The 18495-nt window shown below is 47.0% G+C and carries 16 protein-coding genes; 4 read left to right on the forward strand and 12 right to left on the reverse strand.

Annotation, left to right across the window (positions count from 1 at the left end):
- Positions 1–10 precede the first annotated feature (10 nt).
- The 6 genes from B3M90_RS01865 to B3M90_RS01890 form a co-directional block, all read right to left on the reverse strand.
- Positions 11–811 carry an ABC transporter permease gene (locus B3M90_RS01865; protein WP_214854822.1) on the reverse strand — a complete coding sequence of 267 codons (801 nt, stop codon included), beginning with the start codon at positions 809–811 and terminating at the stop codon, positions 11–13.
- Positions 808–2100, reverse strand: coding sequence for a nucleotide sugar dehydrogenase (locus tag B3M90_RS01870; protein ID WP_214804385.1), 1293 nt, complete (start codon positions 2098–2100; stop codon positions 808–810). Before B3M90_RS01870 ends, B3M90_RS01865 begins: the two co-directional genes overlap by 4 nt.
- 278 nt (positions 2101–2378) lie before the next feature.
- Positions 2379–3632, reverse strand: coding sequence for a glycosyltransferase (locus tag B3M90_RS01875; protein WP_290782352.1), 1254 nt, complete (start codon positions 3630–3632; stop codon positions 2379–2381).
- A complete protein-coding gene (locus tag B3M90_RS01880) occupies positions 3629–4945 on the reverse strand; it encodes a glycosyltransferase family 4 protein (RefSeq protein WP_251137897.1) in 1317 nt (438 codons plus the stop codon). Before B3M90_RS01880 ends, B3M90_RS01875 begins: the two co-directional genes overlap by 4 nt.
- Positions 4840–5844, reverse strand: coding sequence for a class I SAM-dependent methyltransferase (locus tag B3M90_RS01885; RefSeq protein WP_251137896.1), 1005 nt, complete (start codon positions 5842–5844; stop codon positions 4840–4842). The genes B3M90_RS01880 and B3M90_RS01885 overlap by 106 nt, the downstream gene beginning before the upstream one ends.
- Positions 5841–8465 (reverse strand): glycosyltransferase, encoded by a 2625-nt coding sequence (locus B3M90_RS01890; protein WP_290782355.1) that lies wholly within the window; start codon positions 8463–8465, stop codon positions 5841–5843. Before B3M90_RS01890 ends, B3M90_RS01885 begins: the two co-directional genes overlap by 4 nt.
- 287 nt (positions 8466–8752) lie before the next feature.
- Between B3M90_RS01890 and B3M90_RS01895 the strand changes: the two genes are divergently transcribed.
- Positions 8753–8917 (forward strand): hypothetical protein, encoded by a 165-nt coding sequence (locus B3M90_RS01895; protein WP_214854816.1) that lies wholly within the window; start codon positions 8753–8755, stop codon positions 8915–8917.
- A 58-nt stretch (positions 8918–8975) separates the two neighbouring features.
- On the opposite strand, the gene B3M90_RS01900 is transcribed toward B3M90_RS01895, so the two are convergent.
- On the reverse strand, positions 8976–9971 hold the full coding sequence (locus B3M90_RS01900; RefSeq protein WP_290754724.1) for an NADP-dependent oxidoreductase: 996 nt from the start codon (positions 9969–9971) through the stop codon (positions 8976–8978).
- 187 nt (positions 9972–10158) lie between these two features.
- On the opposite strand from B3M90_RS01900, the gene B3M90_RS01905 reads away from it, so the two are divergent.
- Complete coding sequence (locus B3M90_RS01905) at positions 10159–11217, forward strand: PTS transporter subunit IIC (protein WP_056060085.1); 1059 nt, start codon at positions 10159–10161, stop codon at positions 11215–11217.
- Between the two features lie 86 nt (positions 11218–11303).
- Here B3M90_RS01905 and B3M90_RS01910 read toward each other — a convergent pair whose 3' ends face one another.
- The 3 genes from B3M90_RS01910 to B3M90_RS01920 all read right to left on the reverse strand — a co-directional run bounded on the left by B3M90_RS01910 (position 11304) and on the right by B3M90_RS01920 (position 13081).
- The gene (locus B3M90_RS01910) at positions 11304–11936 is read right to left on the reverse strand and encodes an HAD family hydrolase (RefSeq protein ID WP_290754721.1); all 633 of its coding nucleotides are present in this window, start codon (positions 11934–11936) and stop codon (positions 11304–11306) included.
- Between the two features lie 13 nt (positions 11937–11949).
- Positions 11950–12513 carry a DedA family protein gene (locus B3M90_RS01915; protein WP_214854810.1) on the reverse strand — a complete coding sequence of 188 codons (564 nt, stop codon included), beginning with the start codon at positions 12511–12513 and terminating at the stop codon, positions 11950–11952.
- Positions 12514–12646: 133 nt separating this feature from the next.
- Entirely contained in the window at positions 12647–13081 is a 435-nt protein-coding gene (locus B3M90_RS01920) for a YkvA family protein (protein WP_029341012.1), read from the reverse strand.
- Positions 13082–13217: 136 nt separating this feature from the next.
- Between B3M90_RS01920 and B3M90_RS01925 the strand changes: the two genes are divergently transcribed.
- Complete coding sequence (locus B3M90_RS01925; protein ID WP_290754717.1) at positions 13218–13967, forward strand: SDR family NAD(P)-dependent oxidoreductase; 750 nt, start codon at positions 13218–13220, stop codon at positions 13965–13967.
- 334 nt (positions 13968–14301) lie between these two features.
- Positions 14302–15540 (forward strand): murein hydrolase activator EnvC family protein, encoded by a 1239-nt coding sequence (locus B3M90_RS01930; protein WP_290754715.1) that lies wholly within the window; start codon positions 14302–14304, stop codon positions 15538–15540.
- Between the two features lie 270 nt (positions 15541–15810).
- Here B3M90_RS01930 and B3M90_RS01935 read toward each other — a convergent pair whose 3' ends face one another.
- Positions 15811–17460: a methyl-accepting chemotaxis protein gene (locus B3M90_RS01935; RefSeq protein ID WP_214854804.1), complete on the reverse strand. Its 1650-nt coding sequence runs from the start codon at positions 17458–17460 to the stop codon at positions 15811–15813.
- Entirely contained in the window at positions 17457–18431 is a 975-nt protein-coding gene (locus B3M90_RS01940) for a BMP family lipoprotein (RefSeq protein ID WP_056060078.1), read from the reverse strand. Before B3M90_RS01940 ends, B3M90_RS01935 begins: the two co-directional genes overlap by 4 nt.
- Positions 18432–18495 lie beyond the last annotated feature (64 nt).

Here is an 18495-nt window from a genome sequence, read left to right on the forward strand (position 1 = left end):
GTTCTCCCTCCTATACGTAATCGATGAAATAGCGTCGGAATCGAATGTGAATCGATGCTCCAACAAGTAAGATTGCAAGCGTCATACACCAGAAGTACAAGCCATACCACATATGATCGAGCAGATAGCCCGTTCCGATGAGTGCTGAACGATACCCCTCAATCAAATAAACGAGTGGGTTTAGCATCAACAACATCTTAAATAACGAGTGATCTGGCGGAATCCACATGATTGGCGTTAAATACATCAGCATGCGGATCGCAGATGTCACCATGTTTTGCACATCTCGAATCATCGTCGCAAGTGCGGATAACAATAAGGAAACCGCATAGAGGAATACGACGCCCGCCGGTACGATATATAGGAGTTCAAACGTATGCCATCCCGGGAAGTAACCGAAGGCACACCCTAAAATGATCGTCAAAGCAATCATCGCGAGATGACGGTAGAATTGTGCCAAAATGACATACGCTGGAATCGTACTTAGTGGAAAATGCATCTTCGAGACGAGAGCGACCCGACCATAAATCGACCGGGAACCACTTGGAATCGTACTACCGATGAAGAACCAAGCAATCAATCCGCTGACGAGCCAAAAGACGAACGGAATTCCATCGACTGGATGACCACCACGAATCCCGAAGCCGAATACGACCCAGTAGACACCGATTTGGAGAAGTGGCGTCATGATCTCCCAAAACCAACCAAGGTATTGCATGCTATATTGACTCTTTGTTTCATAAAGCGAGAGCCGAAAGATCAGATATAGATGATCCTTCAACTCTCCCCCAATCGTTCGTATCGCGTTCATATCGCTTTCGCATCCACTTCCGTCACGCGGTGCGTATGCAAATTACCGAAGTTCAGGACTTTGACAGCGTCGAGCGCTTTGACGATCCCTTTCGTATCAAAGAGTAACGGTGTCCGCATGTAGTTTGCGAGACGACGTGAATCGAATTGTTTGAATTCATCGTGGTCGACTAAGACAAGCGCTAGGTCGGCGCCTTGAATCGCCTCCAACTCATCGACGAGTTCGAAACGTGTCGAAATCGAGCGTTCGACGTGCGGATCACAGACAGCGACGTCAAGTCCACGGTCGAGTAATTGTTCAATGACTTCGACAGCTGGACTCTCGCGCATGTCGTCGACGTTTCCTTTATACGTGACACCAAAGACGGCGATTTTTGGACGGACACGCGAACCGACGAGACGAGCTGCTTGTTCGGCAACGAATTGTGGCATCTGAACGTTCGTTTGTCGTGCCGTATGAATGATGCGAGCAAGCGATGGGGCTTTTGCGACGATGAAGTACGGATCCACTGCGAGACAGTGACCACCCACTCCCGGTCCCGGATGATGCAAGTTTACCCGTGGATGCATGTTCGCCATCTCGATCACATCTAAGACGTTGATCTCTAGTTGATGACATACTTGCGTTAATTCATTTGCGAGCGCAATGTTGACATCGCGGAATGTATTCTCCATCAACTTCGACATTTCGGCTGTTTTTGCATCGGTCCGGACGATTTCACCTTGAACGAATGTTTCATAGACGGCAGCCCCTGCCTCCGCACACGCTGGCGTCAATCCACCGACGATTCGGTTATTATGGATAAGTTCATGTAAAATTTGTCCTGGCAACACACGCTCTGGGCAATGGACGACATAAATGTCCTCACCAATCGTAAATCCAGCTGCTTCGATTAAGGGACGGACATGATCATCCATCGTACGTGGCGCAATCGTCGATTCGACGATGACGACATTTCCTTTTTCAAGGAATGGCAGCATGTTGTTGACCGCTGAAATGACATATTTCAAATCACATGATTTATACGTATCGTTCAAGTTCGGCGTTGGAACGGCGATTAAGAAAACATCGGCCCGTTCTGGCGTAAGTGTCGCTCGGAATTTTCCGTTCGCGACGACCCGTTTGATGACATCCTCGAGTCCTGGTTCCTCAATATGAATCGTTCCCGTATTCAGAAGATTGACGATCTGTGGATCGATGTCGACACCTACGACTTCCGTGCCATGATCCGCGAACATCGCAGAAGAAGGTAATCCAATATATCCTAGTCCGATTGTGCAAAGTTTCATTTTGTCATTCCTCCATCGAGTTAGTCATACTAGCCAACGAACGGTCTGTGGCTTGGCTGTAACTAGACCATAACGACATTTCCTTTGCTTTCCAATGCTTCTAACCATCTCTTAAACCATTCTTCACAGACCTTACATTTCCAGCGTTTTCTATTGTTTTTGTAAATCTTATGAAGCTTTCACGAATACTTCGTTGCCATTCATATCAAACGAAACGACCCGTCAAGAATCCACCTTCATTCCACGTGGATTTCCCTTCGAGTCGTTGACTATTTTTTTTATTTTGTCCCAGATTCCATGAAAATCGAGTCATAGACAGCAAGCAGTCGACCTTTTTCTTGCTCCCAGTTGTATTGTCTCCTTGCTACGCTTGCCCGCTCCTGCATCGCCCGTCGCAAGCTCTCATCCTTCACTAGACGATTGACCGCCTCGGCGATACTCTGCGGGGATTCGACATCGACGATTAATCCAACTCCTTCTGTATCGACGACACGACGAATTTCTGGTAAGTCGGCCGCGATGACAGGAATCAACGCCGCCATGTATTCGAATAGTTTATTTGAAGAAGCGGAATAATGATTGAAGCAAACGTTCTGGAGGACCTGAAAGCCGACCGTTGCCGCTGCCGTGTAACTGGGTAGTTCAGCAAGCGGAACCTTATCAATGAAGCGGATACGAGACTTTTCCGATGATTGCGTGGCCAGTTGCATCAGTTTCCCTTTTAACTTTCCATCTCCAACGAAAATAAGTGTTCCTCGATCGATGAACGGCATCGCTTCGATGAGTCGCTCTAGTCCACGTCCTTCTTGGATGCCACCTTGATACAATAAAATCGGCTCATCTGGTGCAAGTGCTAATTCTTCGCGTAACGGTCGCGGTTGCGGAATAATCGGTTCGTAAAACGGATAATTGTGCAGGACGGATGGTCGCGTTCCATATAACTTCTGATGGTAATCTGCACGCGTGTCATTTTCAACGATCGTCTGATTGACGAAGTGAAGCAACCAGCGCTCTAATTTCCCTTGCATGCTCCCGTATCCTGTCCGATCGGTCTGGACTTCATGCGAGTCATAGACGATTTGGGCACCACGCGCTGCCCCAATCGCTTGTGGTAACGTATTGACATCGTTCGCATGCATGACGTTATAATCATGCTTTCGGGCAGCACGTGTCATACGAAGAATGCCGAAACTGTTATAGAGGGCGTAACGGATGAATCGACTTCGCATGAGCAAAAAGAGCACGAGCATCACGGGAATAAGCCATGGCGCAAGAAGCGCACCCATCACGCCGATGACAAGTGTCCGTTTTTTCCGTTTACGAAAGAACGGGAGCCACCTCGCAAAAGGTGGCGTCCGATCGATTCGAATGACGCGAAACCCTGACATCGGGCATTCGACTTCTGGAAGTGTGCCGTCATTTAGACAGTATAGGTCCACGCGGTGTCCTGCTTCGACGAGTGCTGTACATTCACGCAAGACACGAGCGTCATTCGTAAACGGATTCCAAACAAACATTCCAATTCGCTTCATTCTGCGACCGCCTTTCGTGACTGCGTTTGTTCGATAGCTTCAAACAAGCGCTGTTCATTTTGTTCCCAATCAAAATGATGTTGGACGTATGCCACACCTGCACGCCCCATCGCTGCACGTTTCTCTGGATTTCGTGATAACTCGAGAATATGATCGACGATCTCCTCTTTTTTTCGCTGGACAGACACGTAACCCGCTCCTGCCTCTTCGATGACATGCGCCGCGTGTCCGGATACCGCTCCGACGATGGCACACCCCATCGCCATGTAGTCGATGATTTTTCCAGGTGTCACCGTATCGAACGCTGTACTTTCGACGAGTGTCGCAAAGGCAATATCACTCTTCGCAAGTTGTTTCAACGCATCCCAGCGTGGCATCGCGTCAAGAAATTCGATGTTCGTCAACCCACGTTCCTTAACGAGTCGTTCGAACGTTTGCTTGTGATAACCGTAACCGACGACTTGAAAACAGATATCTTCCTCTTGTTGAAGTTCCTGTGCGACGTCAAGCAACAAGAACACATCTTGTGCGAGACCGATATTTCCTGTATACACGACGCGGACTTGTGCCGATACTTTTCGGCGTTTGATCAACCACTCATTTTCCTCGATAGAGTTCGGGATATAATGAATTTTTTCCGGTGCAATGCCCCGCCCTTCAATATATGATCGAAACCCCTCACTGTTGATGACCAATTGATCTGCCTGACGATACATCCACTTTTCAAGCCAGTAGAGCGGCGTCAATAAGAGACGCGAATTCGTGATGCCGACGCCAATCAATGATTCCGGCCATAAATCACGTACATCGAGAATCAAAGGAGCCTTTTTGACGTGTTTCGCGACGACCCCGACGAGTCCCATGAAGATGGATGGCGTCGTCGCATAGATGTAGGCATAGGATTTCGGGTCATGTCGCACTTCTTTCACCGCGAGCACGAATTGTTCCACGAACAAGCGAAGACGCCGCCATAAATTATTCGTCGCCCGGACGTCACGCGGTTGGATACGGGTTACATGTGCCGTATCGAGGCTCGGTTCATCCCAGAACATCGAGTCCGTATAGAGTTCTGCCGTCGGATAGAGCGGTTCTGACGTCAACACATGGACGTCACTTCCTGCTTGTTCCATCCGCTTGAAGATATTCTTCATTCGGTTTGCCGCACTCCCGATTTCCGGATAGAAATTTTGACAAATCATCAAGACGTTCATCGACGACTCCGGCGCTGCTTGAGTTGACGTCGGAACTTCCAGTAGCGGACGACGATTTTTCCGAGCTTTGATCGTGCGAGTGAGCGGTATTTTGATTTCCATGATGCATTCGCCTCCAGCAATTCCAGATTTGACACCAATGACGCTTCGAATCGATCAAGCAGTACGGCATATTGTTCTTCGAGCATCTTATATTGTTCACGCTGTTCCTGTAGTTGCTGTTCATGACGTAGTGATTCCGCTTGTGCCTGCTCGAATAAATCTGTTTGTTCCCCTAACCGCTGAACTTTTCGTTCTAGAGTCTGTTGCTTGCGCTTTAAGTCAATGATCGTTGCGAGATGCAATCGTTCCACCTCTTCAAAGGCGTCCTCGAGCCATTCGACTTCCGCCGGTAGAATAGATCGACCGGATCGAGGTTCCGGATAGACTTGAATCGTGATCCCAAGCCACTTGTCAATCCGCTCGATCGTCTCGATCTTACCGAAGGGTGTCAACTGTTCAAGCAGTCGGTTTAAATAATACGTCCGTTTGTGATCCGCATAATCGTTCACTCCAAATGGGACTGTGATGACGAGTCGTCCTTCTGGTGCGATGAACGAGACGGCACGGGCGATAAAGCGCTCTGGCTCCCCGATATGTTCCAGTACTTCCGTCATCAAGACTGTATCGAATTGAATGTCAGGTGTGTACGTCATGACATTTGCTTCATGTAATTCCACTTTTTCTTTTACGGATGCCGGTTCTTCAAGTAACGCTTGTTTGGCCTCGATGATCGCTTCTGGTAACACATCGATCCCGATGACATGTTTCCCTTCGCGTCCGAGCAAAATCGGGACGACTCCACCCGAACAACCAATATCTAAAATGTGCTCTCCTTTTGCTTGTCGAACGATCCAGTGAACACGCGCGCGGACTTTTTTACCGAATCCACCGCCTAACTGATCGTAGTAGGCAGCTCGGATTTGATCCTTGGGGCGTACTGTTTTCATCGATGCCGTCATTTTTGCACCTCCTCGAGTAGTAAGTGTTGAAGTCGATCCGTCTCCTGTCGATCTGCAAGCTCCATGAATCGACGAATCAACGGGTTCGTCAACGTGATTGGTTCATAGAATCCGATAATCGTGCGTAGTAATGCGACACTCGGTGCAAAGTCCTTATCACTGCAGTAGCGTAACTTGACAAGATACCAATGCTCAAAGAAATGCTCGAATCGAGTTTCCTTGTATTCCTCTAGCACTCCATAACGAGCGAATTTCTCAGCTCGTGCCCGCTCTCGGACGACACTTCGTTCAAAGAACTTCACCGTCAATGCATTCACGGTTGACCCTGCAACGGCTGCGTAATAATAATGGATGACTCGATTGACGAGTAAGACACGGTTCGCGCGAAGCATCAATTCTTGGAAGAACAAGGAGTCCTGACCGACCGCACCGACGACTTGTTCCAATTGATGTTCAAGCAGGAAGGTACGACGGACGACGAGTGCTTGAATGCTTTGTACCGCAAACCGATGTTTCAATAGAAAAGCTTTCGGATCCTCACAAACCGTTCGTCCTTGTTTACGAATCGTTGGCAAGGCGATGATGCTCGTCTTCTCGGCAAGCTTTTTCATATGCCCTGCCACAAAATCAAGTGATGGATCTTTTTCTAGTTCTTGAAGCAAAAAGGCATATCGATCACTGAGTACCTCGTTATCCGGATCAAGGAACGTCACATAGTTAGCTCGTGCCATCTCGACTCCTTTGTTACGCGGACGTGAAGCACTACCGCTTCCGCCTGTCTCGAAGAAATAAGTTCTGACATTTCCATAGCGTCGCGCGAGACGCTCTACGGCTAGACGTGTCGCTATGTCCGTCGATCCATCATCTACGAGTAAAATCTCCGACTCCATGAATCGATCCATCCGCGTTAGACTGGCGAAACATTTATACGTGAGGTGTTTCCCATTGTTATAGATCGGAACGACGACCGACAGTTGCGGGGTCTGATTTGTCGGAACTACCGTCTGCTCGTTCCACTCAAATTGATCGAGCAACAGTGTTTTTCCGTTCAGTTCATCTGCCTGGAACATGTCATATCCGATAGCTGATCGCCAAACAATCGCACCGTTTCGGCTACCGCTCATCTCTTGTACATGATACGGATGCTCGCTTCCCTTTCGGACAATGCTGGCATCGCTATATTTAAAGCCATTCACGAGGTCCTCTAAATAATATTCGCCGTAAGATTCCTGTCCATCCATCCAAGCAACGAAATCCGCTTGATCATAGGTTTGCTCCGTCAACGTATCCGCTGAGACGATTTCATCTGGTGTGAGACTTTGGCGATCGATTGCGTTACGGATGGCTTCCCCGTCTTGAGCGACAACGACTAATAAGCGATGTTCCCGTGTCTCAGGTACTCGTCCAATGAACGCTAGAATCTGATCCATCCGTTCGAAGACTGTATGTTCCGTCATGACGGCACGAAGTCCTTCTGCTCGCAATCGTTCGATTTCTTCTTGCGACGTACGTTCTAAGATCGCCGTCGCCTCCTGTGCGTCATGCACGGTGAAGATGTTCGGAAATTCGTTGTTGACGGCGATACTGTAATTCGACAGGATCAAATTCCCGAGTGCTTGCGACTCATAGACGCGACGAGCACACATCGTTTTACTGTACTTGATGCTATTCAGGTTCAAGACCCAGTCGTAACATTTACTAACTTGTTGTAAAGCATCATAAGGAATCGCTGGTGCGACCCGTGATTGATAGCGCTCCGGAAACTGATAGGCTGGTAAGTCGAGATGATAATTCCGATCCACGATATCGAGTTCGTGCGAGGATTGCATCACCCCATCAAACAACATCTCCGTATCTTTCACGCGCTCCGGATATTTCGCCATCCAGCTACCGGCAAATAAAACGCCTTTCTTACGGCTACGTGTCGCTCCGATTGGATTGTGAATCAATGGATTGATACCAAACGGCATCGCCATAATCCGATCATGACCACATAAGACGCGATATTCAGGAATCATCGCCTCATCTGAAGTCAGGACATAATCGGCAGCTTGCGCCACGTCTTGAAACCGTTCATGATTGCTCGGATCTTCCGTTGATTGAAAAACGACTGGAATTCCTTTGGCTTTGACTTCCTGCATCATCGAAAGCAGTCGTTGGCGTTTCTTTGAATTCGGTGTGGCGACACCTTTCCAATCATCCCCTCGTAACCCCTTCCATGAAGAGACGACTAAAAAGAGATCAATCTCGCGCTCGAAAACTTCTTCGAATGTATGCGCATTGACGTAGTGGAGATGAACGGCATCTTCATAATAGGCGTACATGAATTCCGAGCAGACGATCGCCATCTCGATTGGTCGCTTTTCATAGTAACGCGTCGTCGTCCGGACCGGAATCTCCGAGACATCCAATTGATCTAGTAGTGAAGCTTGGCTATTTTGTCGGTAACGTGTCGTCGTGTTATTAGAAGTTCGAACCGTCGGTAGTCGCAAGACGTCTAGCTGACGGAGTTTTTCGAGTGCATCTTTACTTGCGGTCGTCTCGCTTGTCAGCCGTTTTTTCTCTTCGCGGACCCAGTTCAGTTGTTGCATGATTTGTCGTTTCCATTTTTGATCACTCACACGTAAACACCCTTCCTCTTTTCAACTCTTTCTTAGTCTACGGAAGCAGTTCAAAGGCTACTTGAAGGACTTGCAAGGTTTTTGTAAAGACTTCATGAAGCTTTTTTGGATTTTCCTTACATTCCATTTCAGTCAACCTGTATTTCCTAGGAAATCGACCGGTTTCGCTTTCTTGTCCGTGGAAGTCATTCACATGTTTTCAAAAACGAATCCTATGCACCCTCATTGTTTTGGATTTAAAAAACGGGGAAACATTACTATGTACTGATAAAAGGAGATGACTGGACATGTTAAACGAAAAAAATCATGATTTACCAGATGAAAAGGCAGACGTTGGTCTTCACCCGGACCCTGATCCAGCTGAGACATCAAATCCCGGCATCAAGCCTGCGGAAACACAACATCCGGATCCTGATCCAGAAGAGCTCAAGCGCGATCGAAAAGATTCATGAATCTCACGCCATAGAAAAAGAGGTTGCGGAAATGATTCCGCAACCTCTTTTGGCATGTTTACTTTACTTTTACTAGTAGTTTCCCTGTGTTCGAGCCATCGAACAAGCCAAGGAACGCATCTGGTACACGATCGAACCCTTCAAAGATCGTCTCTTCATATCGTAATTTCCCTTCACTGACCCATTGACCGAGTTGCTCAGCCGCTTCCTTGAATCGTTTGCCATAATCCCCCACTAAGAAACCTTGCATACGCGCACGCGCAATGATTAATTTCGATTGAACACGTGGACCGATGTCCTGTTGTGCGTTATACCCAGAAATAGCGCCGCAGACTGGTACCCGCGCGAATGGATTGAGTCGATCCAGGACCGCATCGCCGATCTCTCCACCGACATTTTCAAAATAAACATCGATGCCGTCTGGACACGTCCGGTCTAAAGCTTCCCGGATGTCTTCCGTTTTGTAGTTGATGACTTCGTCAAAACCAAGATCTACTTTTAAGTGCTGTAACTTTTCGTCACTTCCTGCAATCCCAACTACTCGTGCACCTTTGATTTTAGCGATCTGACCAACGATCGATCCAACAGCCCCTGCTGCTGCCGATACGACAACAGTTTCTCCTGGCTGTGGATTCCCGATATCAAGCAACCCGAAATACGCCGTCATCCCTGTCATTCCGAGAACACCGAGCGCTGTTGAGATTGGAGCGATCTGCTCATCGATTTTACGGACACTTTTCGCATCGACGACTGCTTTCGTTGCCCAATCGAGCATCCCCACGACGACATCACCTGACTTGAACGCCTCACTTTTAGACTCGATGACACGCGCTACGACACCCCCGTGAATCGGTTCATCAATCTCAAACGGTTGCGAATAAGAACGCGTATCGTTCATACGTCCCCGCATATATGGATCGACTGAGATATAGAGTGACTCCAGTGCGACTTGCCCTTCTCGTAAATCTGCTAACTCAAATGATTCATAACGGAATGTTTCCCCTGTTGGTTTTCCGTTTGGTCGTTCCGCTAATACGATACGTTGTTCTGACATGATTCATGACCTCCTCATTCAATGTACTTCTTCACTGTAACAATTCCGTTTCTGAAAGACGAATCCTTTGATCGTTTGGAATTTTCTAACTTTTTCTTGACGTCCTTCTGTTCTTACCGTAAGATAAAACACAATTCACAACTTTTATACTGTTATGCACAAAAGCGTTACATAAGGAGAGGATTTTATGGATTCATCTATTTTGCGTCAGCCACGTCAATTTGCAGTGCATGTTTTAAACGGTCTCAGTATTGGAATTCTCGTTGCCCTTATTCCAGGAGCCTTACTCGGTGAACTCGCTAAGGCATTGTTGCCATATGTGTCCGGAGCCCAACATGTTTTAGACGCAACGACACTCGCGATGCGACTTTTACCAATGGTGATTGGTGTCGCCGTAGCGATGCAATTTAAAGTGACACCGATTGCCACCACGTCGATTGGACTCGCGACGGTCGTCGGCTCAGGTGTTGCGACCCGTGCGGATGCGACATTCGTTTTCGTCGGTACAGGTGATGTCATCAATGCTGGTTTGACGGCAGCTATTGCAACAGCAATCGTCTTATTGATTGGTGAACGCTTCAAAACATATACGGTGCTTGTCATGCCAACGATTTTGATTGTCGGTGCCGGTGGAATTGGTGTTCTGACGTATCCGTTCGTCACACGGATTACGACAGCAATTGGACATGTCATCTCAGACTTCACGGCACTTCAACCCGTCTTGATGGGCATTCTAATTGCGGTCGCCTTTTCCGTTCTCATCGTCTCTCCGCTTTCGACGGTCGGCATTGCAACCGCGATCAGTTTATCGGGTGTTGCTGCCGGCGCTGCCAATCTAGGTGTCTGTGCTGCTGGTTTTGGTCTTGCGATTGCCGGTTGGCAAGCGAATTCACGTGGAACGTCGATTGCTCATTTTCTCGGTTCTCCTAAAATCCAGATGGCGAACTTCATTCGTAATCCATTGATGATTCTACCTGTCATGTGTAGTGCCGCTATCCTTGGTGCATTAGCTGGAATGCTCGGTGTTCAAGGTACACCGTTTAGTGCCGGATTTGGAATGTCTGGTTTAATCGGTCCAATCAATGCGCTACACCTGATGTCAGGAGGATGGACGCTCTTCAATATGACATTCGTGCTTGGTCTTTTTATCGTCTTACCCATTATTCTCTGTTTATTGTTCCATCTACTCTTCCGGAAGTTCCGTCCATGGATGAGCGCAGAACCATACCGACTCGATTTCGAGTAAGTGCATCTTGCTTGATATTTTAACCACAAAAAAGCCAAGCCGACCGTCTGAAAAAATCGACGCGTCTAGCTTGGCTTTTTTCTTCTTTATTTTTCAATCACTGTTAACAAATCAAGCGGTGTCTCGATGACATGATCTGCCGAATTCCACTCGGATGGCGTACCAAAACCATATTGACATAAGACGACCGGCATATGTTCCTTACGAGCCGCTTCGACATCAGAAGACCGATCTCCAATCATCCAGTAAGATCCTTCTCCAAACTCATCGCGGTGAGCGCGTAAGATATCCGATTTTTCTTTTCCATTGACGGATTCTAAGCATTTCGGACTCGTAAAGAACGAACGAATGTCTTGGCTATCCAGCACAAGGTTTAGATAGTGGTTGCCACAATTACTCGCAGTTGAAATGGTATGTCCCGCAGACACTAGCGCTTCTAATAAAGATCGAATTCCGTCGAACAAGACGTTCTGTTCTGCCATCGTCGCTTCTAGATGACCATGTCTTTTTTTACGAATCAACCGAATATCCTCTTCTGAGGCTTCCGGAATCGCCTTACGCCAAAAGGCACTTCCTGCTAAACCATAGCTTGCTTGTACACTTGCTTGAGATGGTTTTGGAAGATGCGGCATGTCCTCCATCGCTCGATGGATTGCTTCTGTCATCTGTTCCGTTGAATCGATCAATGTACCGTCAATATCGAATAAGATAATTGCCATGTTCCCACTCCTTTTAGATCTCTTTTTTTGCTTTTCTCTTTTTTTGAATCAAGTAGCCAACCGTAATCAACACACCTAAACCAATCCAAACTATCGGATGATTGAGATGGTGCAATTTTCGCCATTCATGCCCGACGGCTTTCCCGCCCCAAATGAAGATCGCTGACCAAAGGAAAAAGGAAATCGTCGTCACGACGGTAAACGTCCAGCGTGAAACACCAGTTAGACCGGCACCAATTGCAAATCCGATGCGCCACATTGGAGACAGAAGAAGGATATAGCGTCCCTTCGTCTCCATTTGTGTCTGAAACTGGAGCATTTTTGTTTCCGAAATCCGAAACCATTTGAACAAACGATTCAATAACCGTTCACTCCCGAACTGACCAATCGTAAAGAAGAGGTTCTGACTAATGACGAAGCTCACTACAGCGAGGAACAACATGAATATAAGATTCGCCTGTGCCGTATGCACGAGATATCCTGCATACGCGAGCGGTACTTCGCTCGGTATGAATGGAAACATGAGCGTCATCATGATCCCGATATAACCGTATGATTCCATCCAGTGGTGTCCCATCTTCGCCCTCCCTCTCTCTTTACCAACTATTTCTAGTGTATCGAACTTTCAAGAGGGCGTACAGGAAACGGCTCTTTTTACATCAGAAAGAGCGACTTCTTGTGTGAAGTCGCTCGAATCATTATCTATTTGATTAATACGCATCCTCACTTTGTACTGGTTGCGTACGGCGCTTTTGTTGTTCATCTTGCCAGTCACTGAAACGTGTCAATTCTTCAAAGACTGTTTTCGTGACGAAAAGGATGACCGCGATATCGTCTGCGAAACCAAATCCGAGTACGAAATCAGGTACGAGGTCAATCGGTGACACGAGGTAAATCAACGCTCCGATTACTTTTAAGATCGTCGTACGACGAATGTTGCGATATTCACCTGACTGGTACGCGCGAATCATATCGACGAACAACGTCAACGGTGAGAAGACGACGGACAAACGAGAGTTACCGTTTACCTTTGCAGTTGCTCGTTGTAACAGCGAGTTCGTCTTTTTCGGGCGATCGATATAATCTTTTGCATCTTCGGCATATTGATTTTGTTGTTTTTCTAATTGTTGATTCGAGAATTTCATTCCTATTTTCCCCTATTCTAAAGTAACTTCAACGCTTTTCTATTTCCCTGTTCCTACGGATGATAATCCTGTCAGGTTTCAGGATATGATGGAACGGTAAAAAAAGGAGAGAAGCGTTACAGAAAGGATGATTTTTATGAATCATGTTAATCAAACCGTCATCATTACGGGAGCCGCGAATGGCATTGGTGCAGAACTCGCCCGCACCTACGCTGCGCATGGCGCAAATGTAGTTCTTGCTGACATCGATCAGATGACAGGAGACGAATTAGTTCAACAAATTGAAGAAGATGGTGGGACGGCTTACTTCTATCACCTCGATATCCAACACGAAAAAGACGTTCAACTGTTGATTGAAAAAGCGATTGAACATACTGGTCGTATCGACATCGTCATCAATAACGCCGGTATCATGATTCGAAAACCCTTACTCGAATTGTCACTTGAGGAATGGGATCGGGTTCATCATACGAACCTGCGTAGTATCTTTTTAACGACTAAGGCCGCTACACCTTATTTGAAACAAAGTAAAGGTGGTGGTCGGATCGTCAACCTGGCTTCGACCCGCGCCTTCATGTCGGAACCGCATACAGAATCTTATGCATCGACGAAAGGTGGCATTTTTGCTCTGACCCATGCACTTGCTGTCTCACTCGGAGAAGACGGAATTCTCGTCAACGCGATTGCTCCTGGTTGGATTGAAACCGGTGACTATCAAGAATTATCACCTGAAGACCACAGTCAACATCCAGCTGGTCGCGTCGGAAAACCAAGTGATGTCGCTCGTGCGGCTCTCTATCTAACACACCCGGATAACGATTTCTTGACGGGCGAAACACTGGTTCTAGACGGTGGGATGACACGAAAGATGATTTATGAAGAATGATTCGGACAGAGTGCCTTTCGGGGCACTTTTTCATTTCACAAAAACTATATTTATACCTTTTTCAAACATTAATAAACGTTCAATTTATACGATGTTACAAAAATATATCTTCTGACATCATTCGGAAATCAATCAATTACATAATGATTATTCCTTTCATATCAACATATTCTATTTATTCTTCTGTTCACGCATCATTATTTTCATAAATTCTTCATACTTTCTGCTAGCTTCTCTTGTATTTTTTTAAAAGAATTGTAAAGTGGATTTTCTGATTTTCTTGTTAGAGTGGGATAGGTAACACTTCACAAGGGAAAGGAATGACGCTTAGTTTATGAAACGACCTTTCGGAAAGTCAATCGGGTTATCGCTCATGACACTTACCTTACTCGCAAGTCCGCTCATGACGACGACTCCCGTCGATGCGGCAAGTTCATATAAAGAGAAACAACAACAAAATCAGCAACAACAATCGAAGCAACGCGAGGCGTTGTCTCAAAAAAAGAATCAATTATCTAAAGCACAGCAACAAGTCTACGCCCTGGATCAACAGATTAATGGGCTGACATTACAAGTCGTCGAGAATCAAAAGAAAATCGACGAAAACACGAAACAGATTGCTCGATTAGAAGATAAGATCGAGAAGTTGCAAAAGAAAATCAAGAAACAAGAAAAAATGCTCGGTGATCGTCTGGCGGTCCGTCAGTCGAAAGCCGATAATGCCCCGCTGCTTGAAGCCGTCTTCGGTGCAAAAGATGTCGGTGATATGATCAGTCGTTTCAATGCCTTCAATACGATTGCGGAAAGCGATGCTTCTTTATTAAAAGATTACGAATCAAACAAAAAAGAACTGGCAGCTGCGAAAGAAGAATTGAAGCAGACACGCCAAGACTTGATTGAAGATCGTAATGTTTTAAAAAAGAAACAACGTGAACTCAAAAAAGAAAAACAAAAACGAACAGCACTCTTGAAACGTCTGACGTCACAAAAGAAAAAAATCGAATCCAACATCCTCAGCCTGAAAGAGGCATCGGCCCAACTGAAGGCACAGGAAGCAGCTGAAAAAGCAGCAGCACGTGCAGCAAAGGCAGCTGCTGCAAAACAATCGGCGGCGCCAGTATCTGTTAGCAAGGCTAGTACGAAAGTCATCTCAAAAGCAAAAGGTAAATTCATCAAACCTGCTCAAGGTTCTATCTCGCAAGGAATGGGGGCAGCAAGCGGAAGTAATGGTTATGCGTACCACAATGGAACCGACTTCGCTGGTCCACTCAACTCGCCAATCGTTGCATCTGCAAGCGGGACAGTCATTTTAGCAAGTTCAGGTGGCCCTTACGGCAACCACGTCTATATCTCTCATAATATCGACGGAAAAACGTATACGACCGTGTATGCCCATATGAATGCCTTGAACGTTAAACAGGGACAACAAGTCAAACAAGGACAGCAAATCGGTGTTCTCGGAAGCACCGGTAACTCGACTGGTCCACACTTACATTTTGAAATCCACGATGGTGGATACAAGTATGATGCGAATGGACGGACGAATGAGCTCGATCCAGAAAGCTTCTTCTAAGTCGATTCAAGAAAAAGGGGCTGACTCAAAAAAGAATGACGCGTCTCTTCACGCCCTTTCCTCAGGCGAGACACAAGCCAGTTTTCCTGCTTCATTTAAGCGGGAAAGCGGGTCTTGTTCGTCTCTGACAACGCACAAATGCGTTTTTCCTGTAGGAGTGGCGTGTGACGCGTCATTCTTTTTATTATGAGATAAGGGGGACAGATTGATGATCTGTCCCCCCTTATCTTTGTAGAGACTGACTTTTGAGTCAGCCTCTTGCTGTGTTCATTAAATTTTGAATTGATGTGTCTGACTGTCAAGCGACGTCGTCGTCGACTCGAGTTCTTGCATCAATTGATGAATCTGTTCGAACGATGCCTGTTGATCACGCATCGAAGCAGCGATCTCTTCATTTCCGGCTGCAAGTTCTTCCATGACACCACTGACTGTACTGACTTGACCAACGACATGGCGGGCTTGTTGTTTCGAATGTACGAGTTGTTTCGTCACATAATCGAGTGTTTCGGTCACACTCGCTACTTTTTGACGCGTCTCACCGAATGCTTGTTGGACGTGTGTAAAATTCTCGACCTGGTTCGTCTGTTCCCGCTCCGCTTGCACGAGTGCTTCTTGTAAAACAGCACCGTCTTGGCGAATCGAACGGACGAGTGAGAAGATCGAACGTGTCGCCTCATTTGTCTCGTCCGCTAACTTTTTGACTTCACTTGCCACGACGGCAAATCCACGACCGGCTTCCCCAGCCCGTGCAGCCTCGATAGCCGCATTGAGTGACAATAAATTCGTCTGCGCAGAGACTCCCGCGACGAGTTGTGCCATCTGCTCGATTTGTTGCGTCTGTTCTAAGAAACCTTCCAGTTTCTGACCGAGTTCACGATTTTGTTCTGTTGACGCGCGAAGTGACCGTGCTTGCTGTTCCATGACGGAACTACTTTGAACCATCACGTGATCGGCCGCTTGTCCTTCTGCATAAGCGGTTTGTGCACGTTGTTCACTCTCCTCGAAGAGCTGTTGCATATCGGACATCGTACTGACTGTCGTCTGGATATCATCCGACACCGTTTGTGTACCACTCGCCATCTCATTAATCGCATGGGTCATGTTACCAGAAACTTCGACGATGTTCGCGTTCTCCGTCGTCGCTTCCGTACTCATCTGACGAATCGTGTTCGACGAGCGACTGATCGTTCCGATGACCTCATGTAAAGTTCCTTGCATCTGCGCAACAGCCGTCTCGAGTCGACCAATCTCATCTTTTCGACCGGATACGACCAGTTCCTGTGACAAGTCTCCATCCGAAATTTGCTCTGCTGTCCGGACGACACGGCTGATCGGTCGCGTGATACTACGTGCGAAGTACCAATTGTATAAGGCTAGACCAATCAGGAGGAGGAATGTCGCGATTAGGACGGTCCGCGTCAAATTCAATGTCTCCTCTTTTGCCTCACGTTGTAAGACATCATAAAATTCCCCATTTTTCGTATGTAACGTATAGAGATCACTAAGGACACCTTCGATTCGTGCAGCATGGGAGCGAATGTCAATCGGATTCACCGCGTCCGTCAGTTCCGTCCGTTTTGCAGCGAGCGTCTTATACTTCATATCCGCCCGGTTCAACTCTTCTTGAAACGCTGGAATCAAATATGTCTTCTGTAGCTGATTCAAAGCTTGCTCGTTCTTCCTACTAAGAGCCTGAACCTGCTCCGCCTGACTCTCAGACGGTTGGCTTGCCAGTCGGTTCCATGCTGCCTGTTCATATAAGAGCTTCGTTTCGAGTTCTGAAATTTCAACGAGTTGTTTCCCGTAGTCTTCGTTATAGGATTGAATTTGACGGAGTTGGAACAAGGTCCATCCCATCAAGATGACGACACTCAAAATCGTCACTAATGTTGAGAGTAAAAATCGTTTCCGTAACGTCATTGGATCGTCACCTTACCTTCGAGCACGTCTTGTTGCAGCTGCTCTAATTTTTTTCGTTCCCCGTCCGTAAAGTTCGTATTACGGATTGGAGCCAACTGGATTGCCCCTTCTTTGACACCTAGGACGACTTGTCCAGATTGGAGTCCTTTTGCATCCACATCTTGTCCGATTTTCGTAATCGCAAGATCAACTTGTTTTAGCATCGACGTCATGACGGCGTCAGGCGCGATCGGGGTCTGATCGCTATCAACACCGATAGCTTTTTTCCCCTTCGTTTGCGCTGCCTCAAGGACGCCGCTCCCTGTTAATCCAGCAGCTGCATATAACACGTCTGCCTTTTTCTGCATCATTTCGTTTGCAAGCGTCCGTCCCTTTTCGGGCGCCGCAAAGTCCTCCGCATATTCGACGAGTACCTTTGTTTTCGGATTGACGGCTTTAGCGCCAGCTATGTATCCTTTTTCGAACTTCTCAATCAAAGGCGACTTCATCCCACCGACGAAACCAATCGTATTCGTCTTGGTTTGGATTCCTGCAGCGGCACCCGCTAAGTAGCTTCCTTCGTCCTCTTTGAACGTAACCGAGAGTACGTTCGGTAACGTCGAGACGGCATCAATCAAGGCGAATTGTTGTTTCGGATATTTTTTAGCGACGGTCTCAAGATCTGTCTGCCCCATGTAGCCGAGTCCGACGATAACGGTCGGCTTCTTTTTCGCTAACGCTTCGAATGCTGTTTTATAGGTCTTCGTTTCGTTTAATTCCCGGTAATCGATCGACCAGCCTTCCTTCTCCCGTAACAACGCCATACCGCTCATCGCTGCATCGCTGAATGATTGATCGCCAAGACCAACGTCCGATAAGACGACCGCCATTTCCTTTCGCTCCTTGACTGCCCGTTCTGGATCATCGATGACACTACCGCATCCTGCAAGGCTTAGTGTCGATGCCAGTATGATTCCGCTCCACCGTTTCATTCATTCCACATCCTTCCGACATTCTACATCTGATTATCGGAAGCGATGTCTGACTTCTTAATAC

The sequence above is a fragment of the Exiguobacterium sp. UBA6309 genome, from assembly GCF_002439205.1.
Classification (GTDB): Bacteria; Bacillota; Bacilli; order Exiguobacteriales; family Exiguobacteriaceae; genus Exiguobacterium_A.

Excerpts from the sequence above, each read along its gene's own strand:
- B3M90_RS01895 (WP_214854816.1), top strand. The coding sequence starts at position 8,753 with ATGTTAAACGAAAAAAATCATGATTTACCAGATGAAAAGGCAGACGTT.
- B3M90_RS01865 (WP_214854822.1), bottom strand. The coding sequence starts at position 811 with ATGAACGCGATACGAACGATTGGGGGAGAGTTGAAGGATCATCTATAT.
- B3M90_RS01885 (WP_251137896.1), bottom strand. The coding sequence starts at position 5,844 with ATGACGGCATCGATGAAAACAGTACGCCCCAAGGATCAAATCCGAGCT.
- B3M90_RS01915 (WP_214854810.1), bottom strand. The coding sequence starts at position 12,513 with ATGGGACACCACTGGATGGAATCATACGGTTATATCGGGATCATGATG.
- B3M90_RS01910 (WP_290754721.1), bottom strand. The coding sequence starts at position 11,936 with ATGGCAATTATCTTATTCGATATTGACGGTACATTGATCGATTCAACG.
- B3M90_RS01880 (WP_251137897.1), bottom strand. The coding sequence starts at position 4,945 with ATGGAAATCAAAATACCGCTCACTCGCACGATCAAAGCTCGGAAAAAT.
- B3M90_RS01940 (WP_056060078.1), bottom strand. The coding sequence starts at position 18,431 with ATGAAACGGTGGAGCGGAATCATACTGGCATCGACACTAAGCCTTGCA.
- B3M90_RS01870 (WP_214804385.1), bottom strand. The coding sequence starts at position 2,100 with ATGAAACTTTGCACAATCGGACTAGGATATATTGGATTACCTTCTTCT.
- B3M90_RS01930 (WP_290754715.1), top strand. The coding sequence starts at position 14,302 with ATGAAACGACCTTTCGGAAAGTCAATCGGGTTATCGCTCATGACACTT.
- B3M90_RS01905 (WP_056060085.1), top strand. The coding sequence starts at position 10,159 with ATGGATTCATCTATTTTGCGTCAGCCACGTCAATTTGCAGTGCATGTT.
- B3M90_RS01875 (WP_290782352.1), bottom strand. The coding sequence starts at position 3,632 with ATGAAGCGAATTGGAATGTTTGTTTGGAATCCGTTTACGAATGACGCT.
- B3M90_RS01925 (WP_290754717.1), top strand. The coding sequence starts at position 13,218 with ATGAATCATGTTAATCAAACCGTCATCATTACGGGAGCCGCGAATGGC.
- B3M90_RS01900 (WP_290754724.1), bottom strand. The coding sequence starts at position 9,971 with ATGTCAGAACAACGTATCGTATTAGCGGAACGACCAAACGGAAAACCA.
- B3M90_RS01920 (WP_029341012.1), bottom strand. The coding sequence starts at position 13,081 with ATGAAATTCTCGAATCAACAATTAGAAAAACAACAAAATCAATATGCC.
- B3M90_RS01935 (WP_214854804.1), bottom strand. The coding sequence starts at position 17,460 with ATGACGTTACGGAAACGATTTTTACTCTCAACATTAGTGACGATTTTG.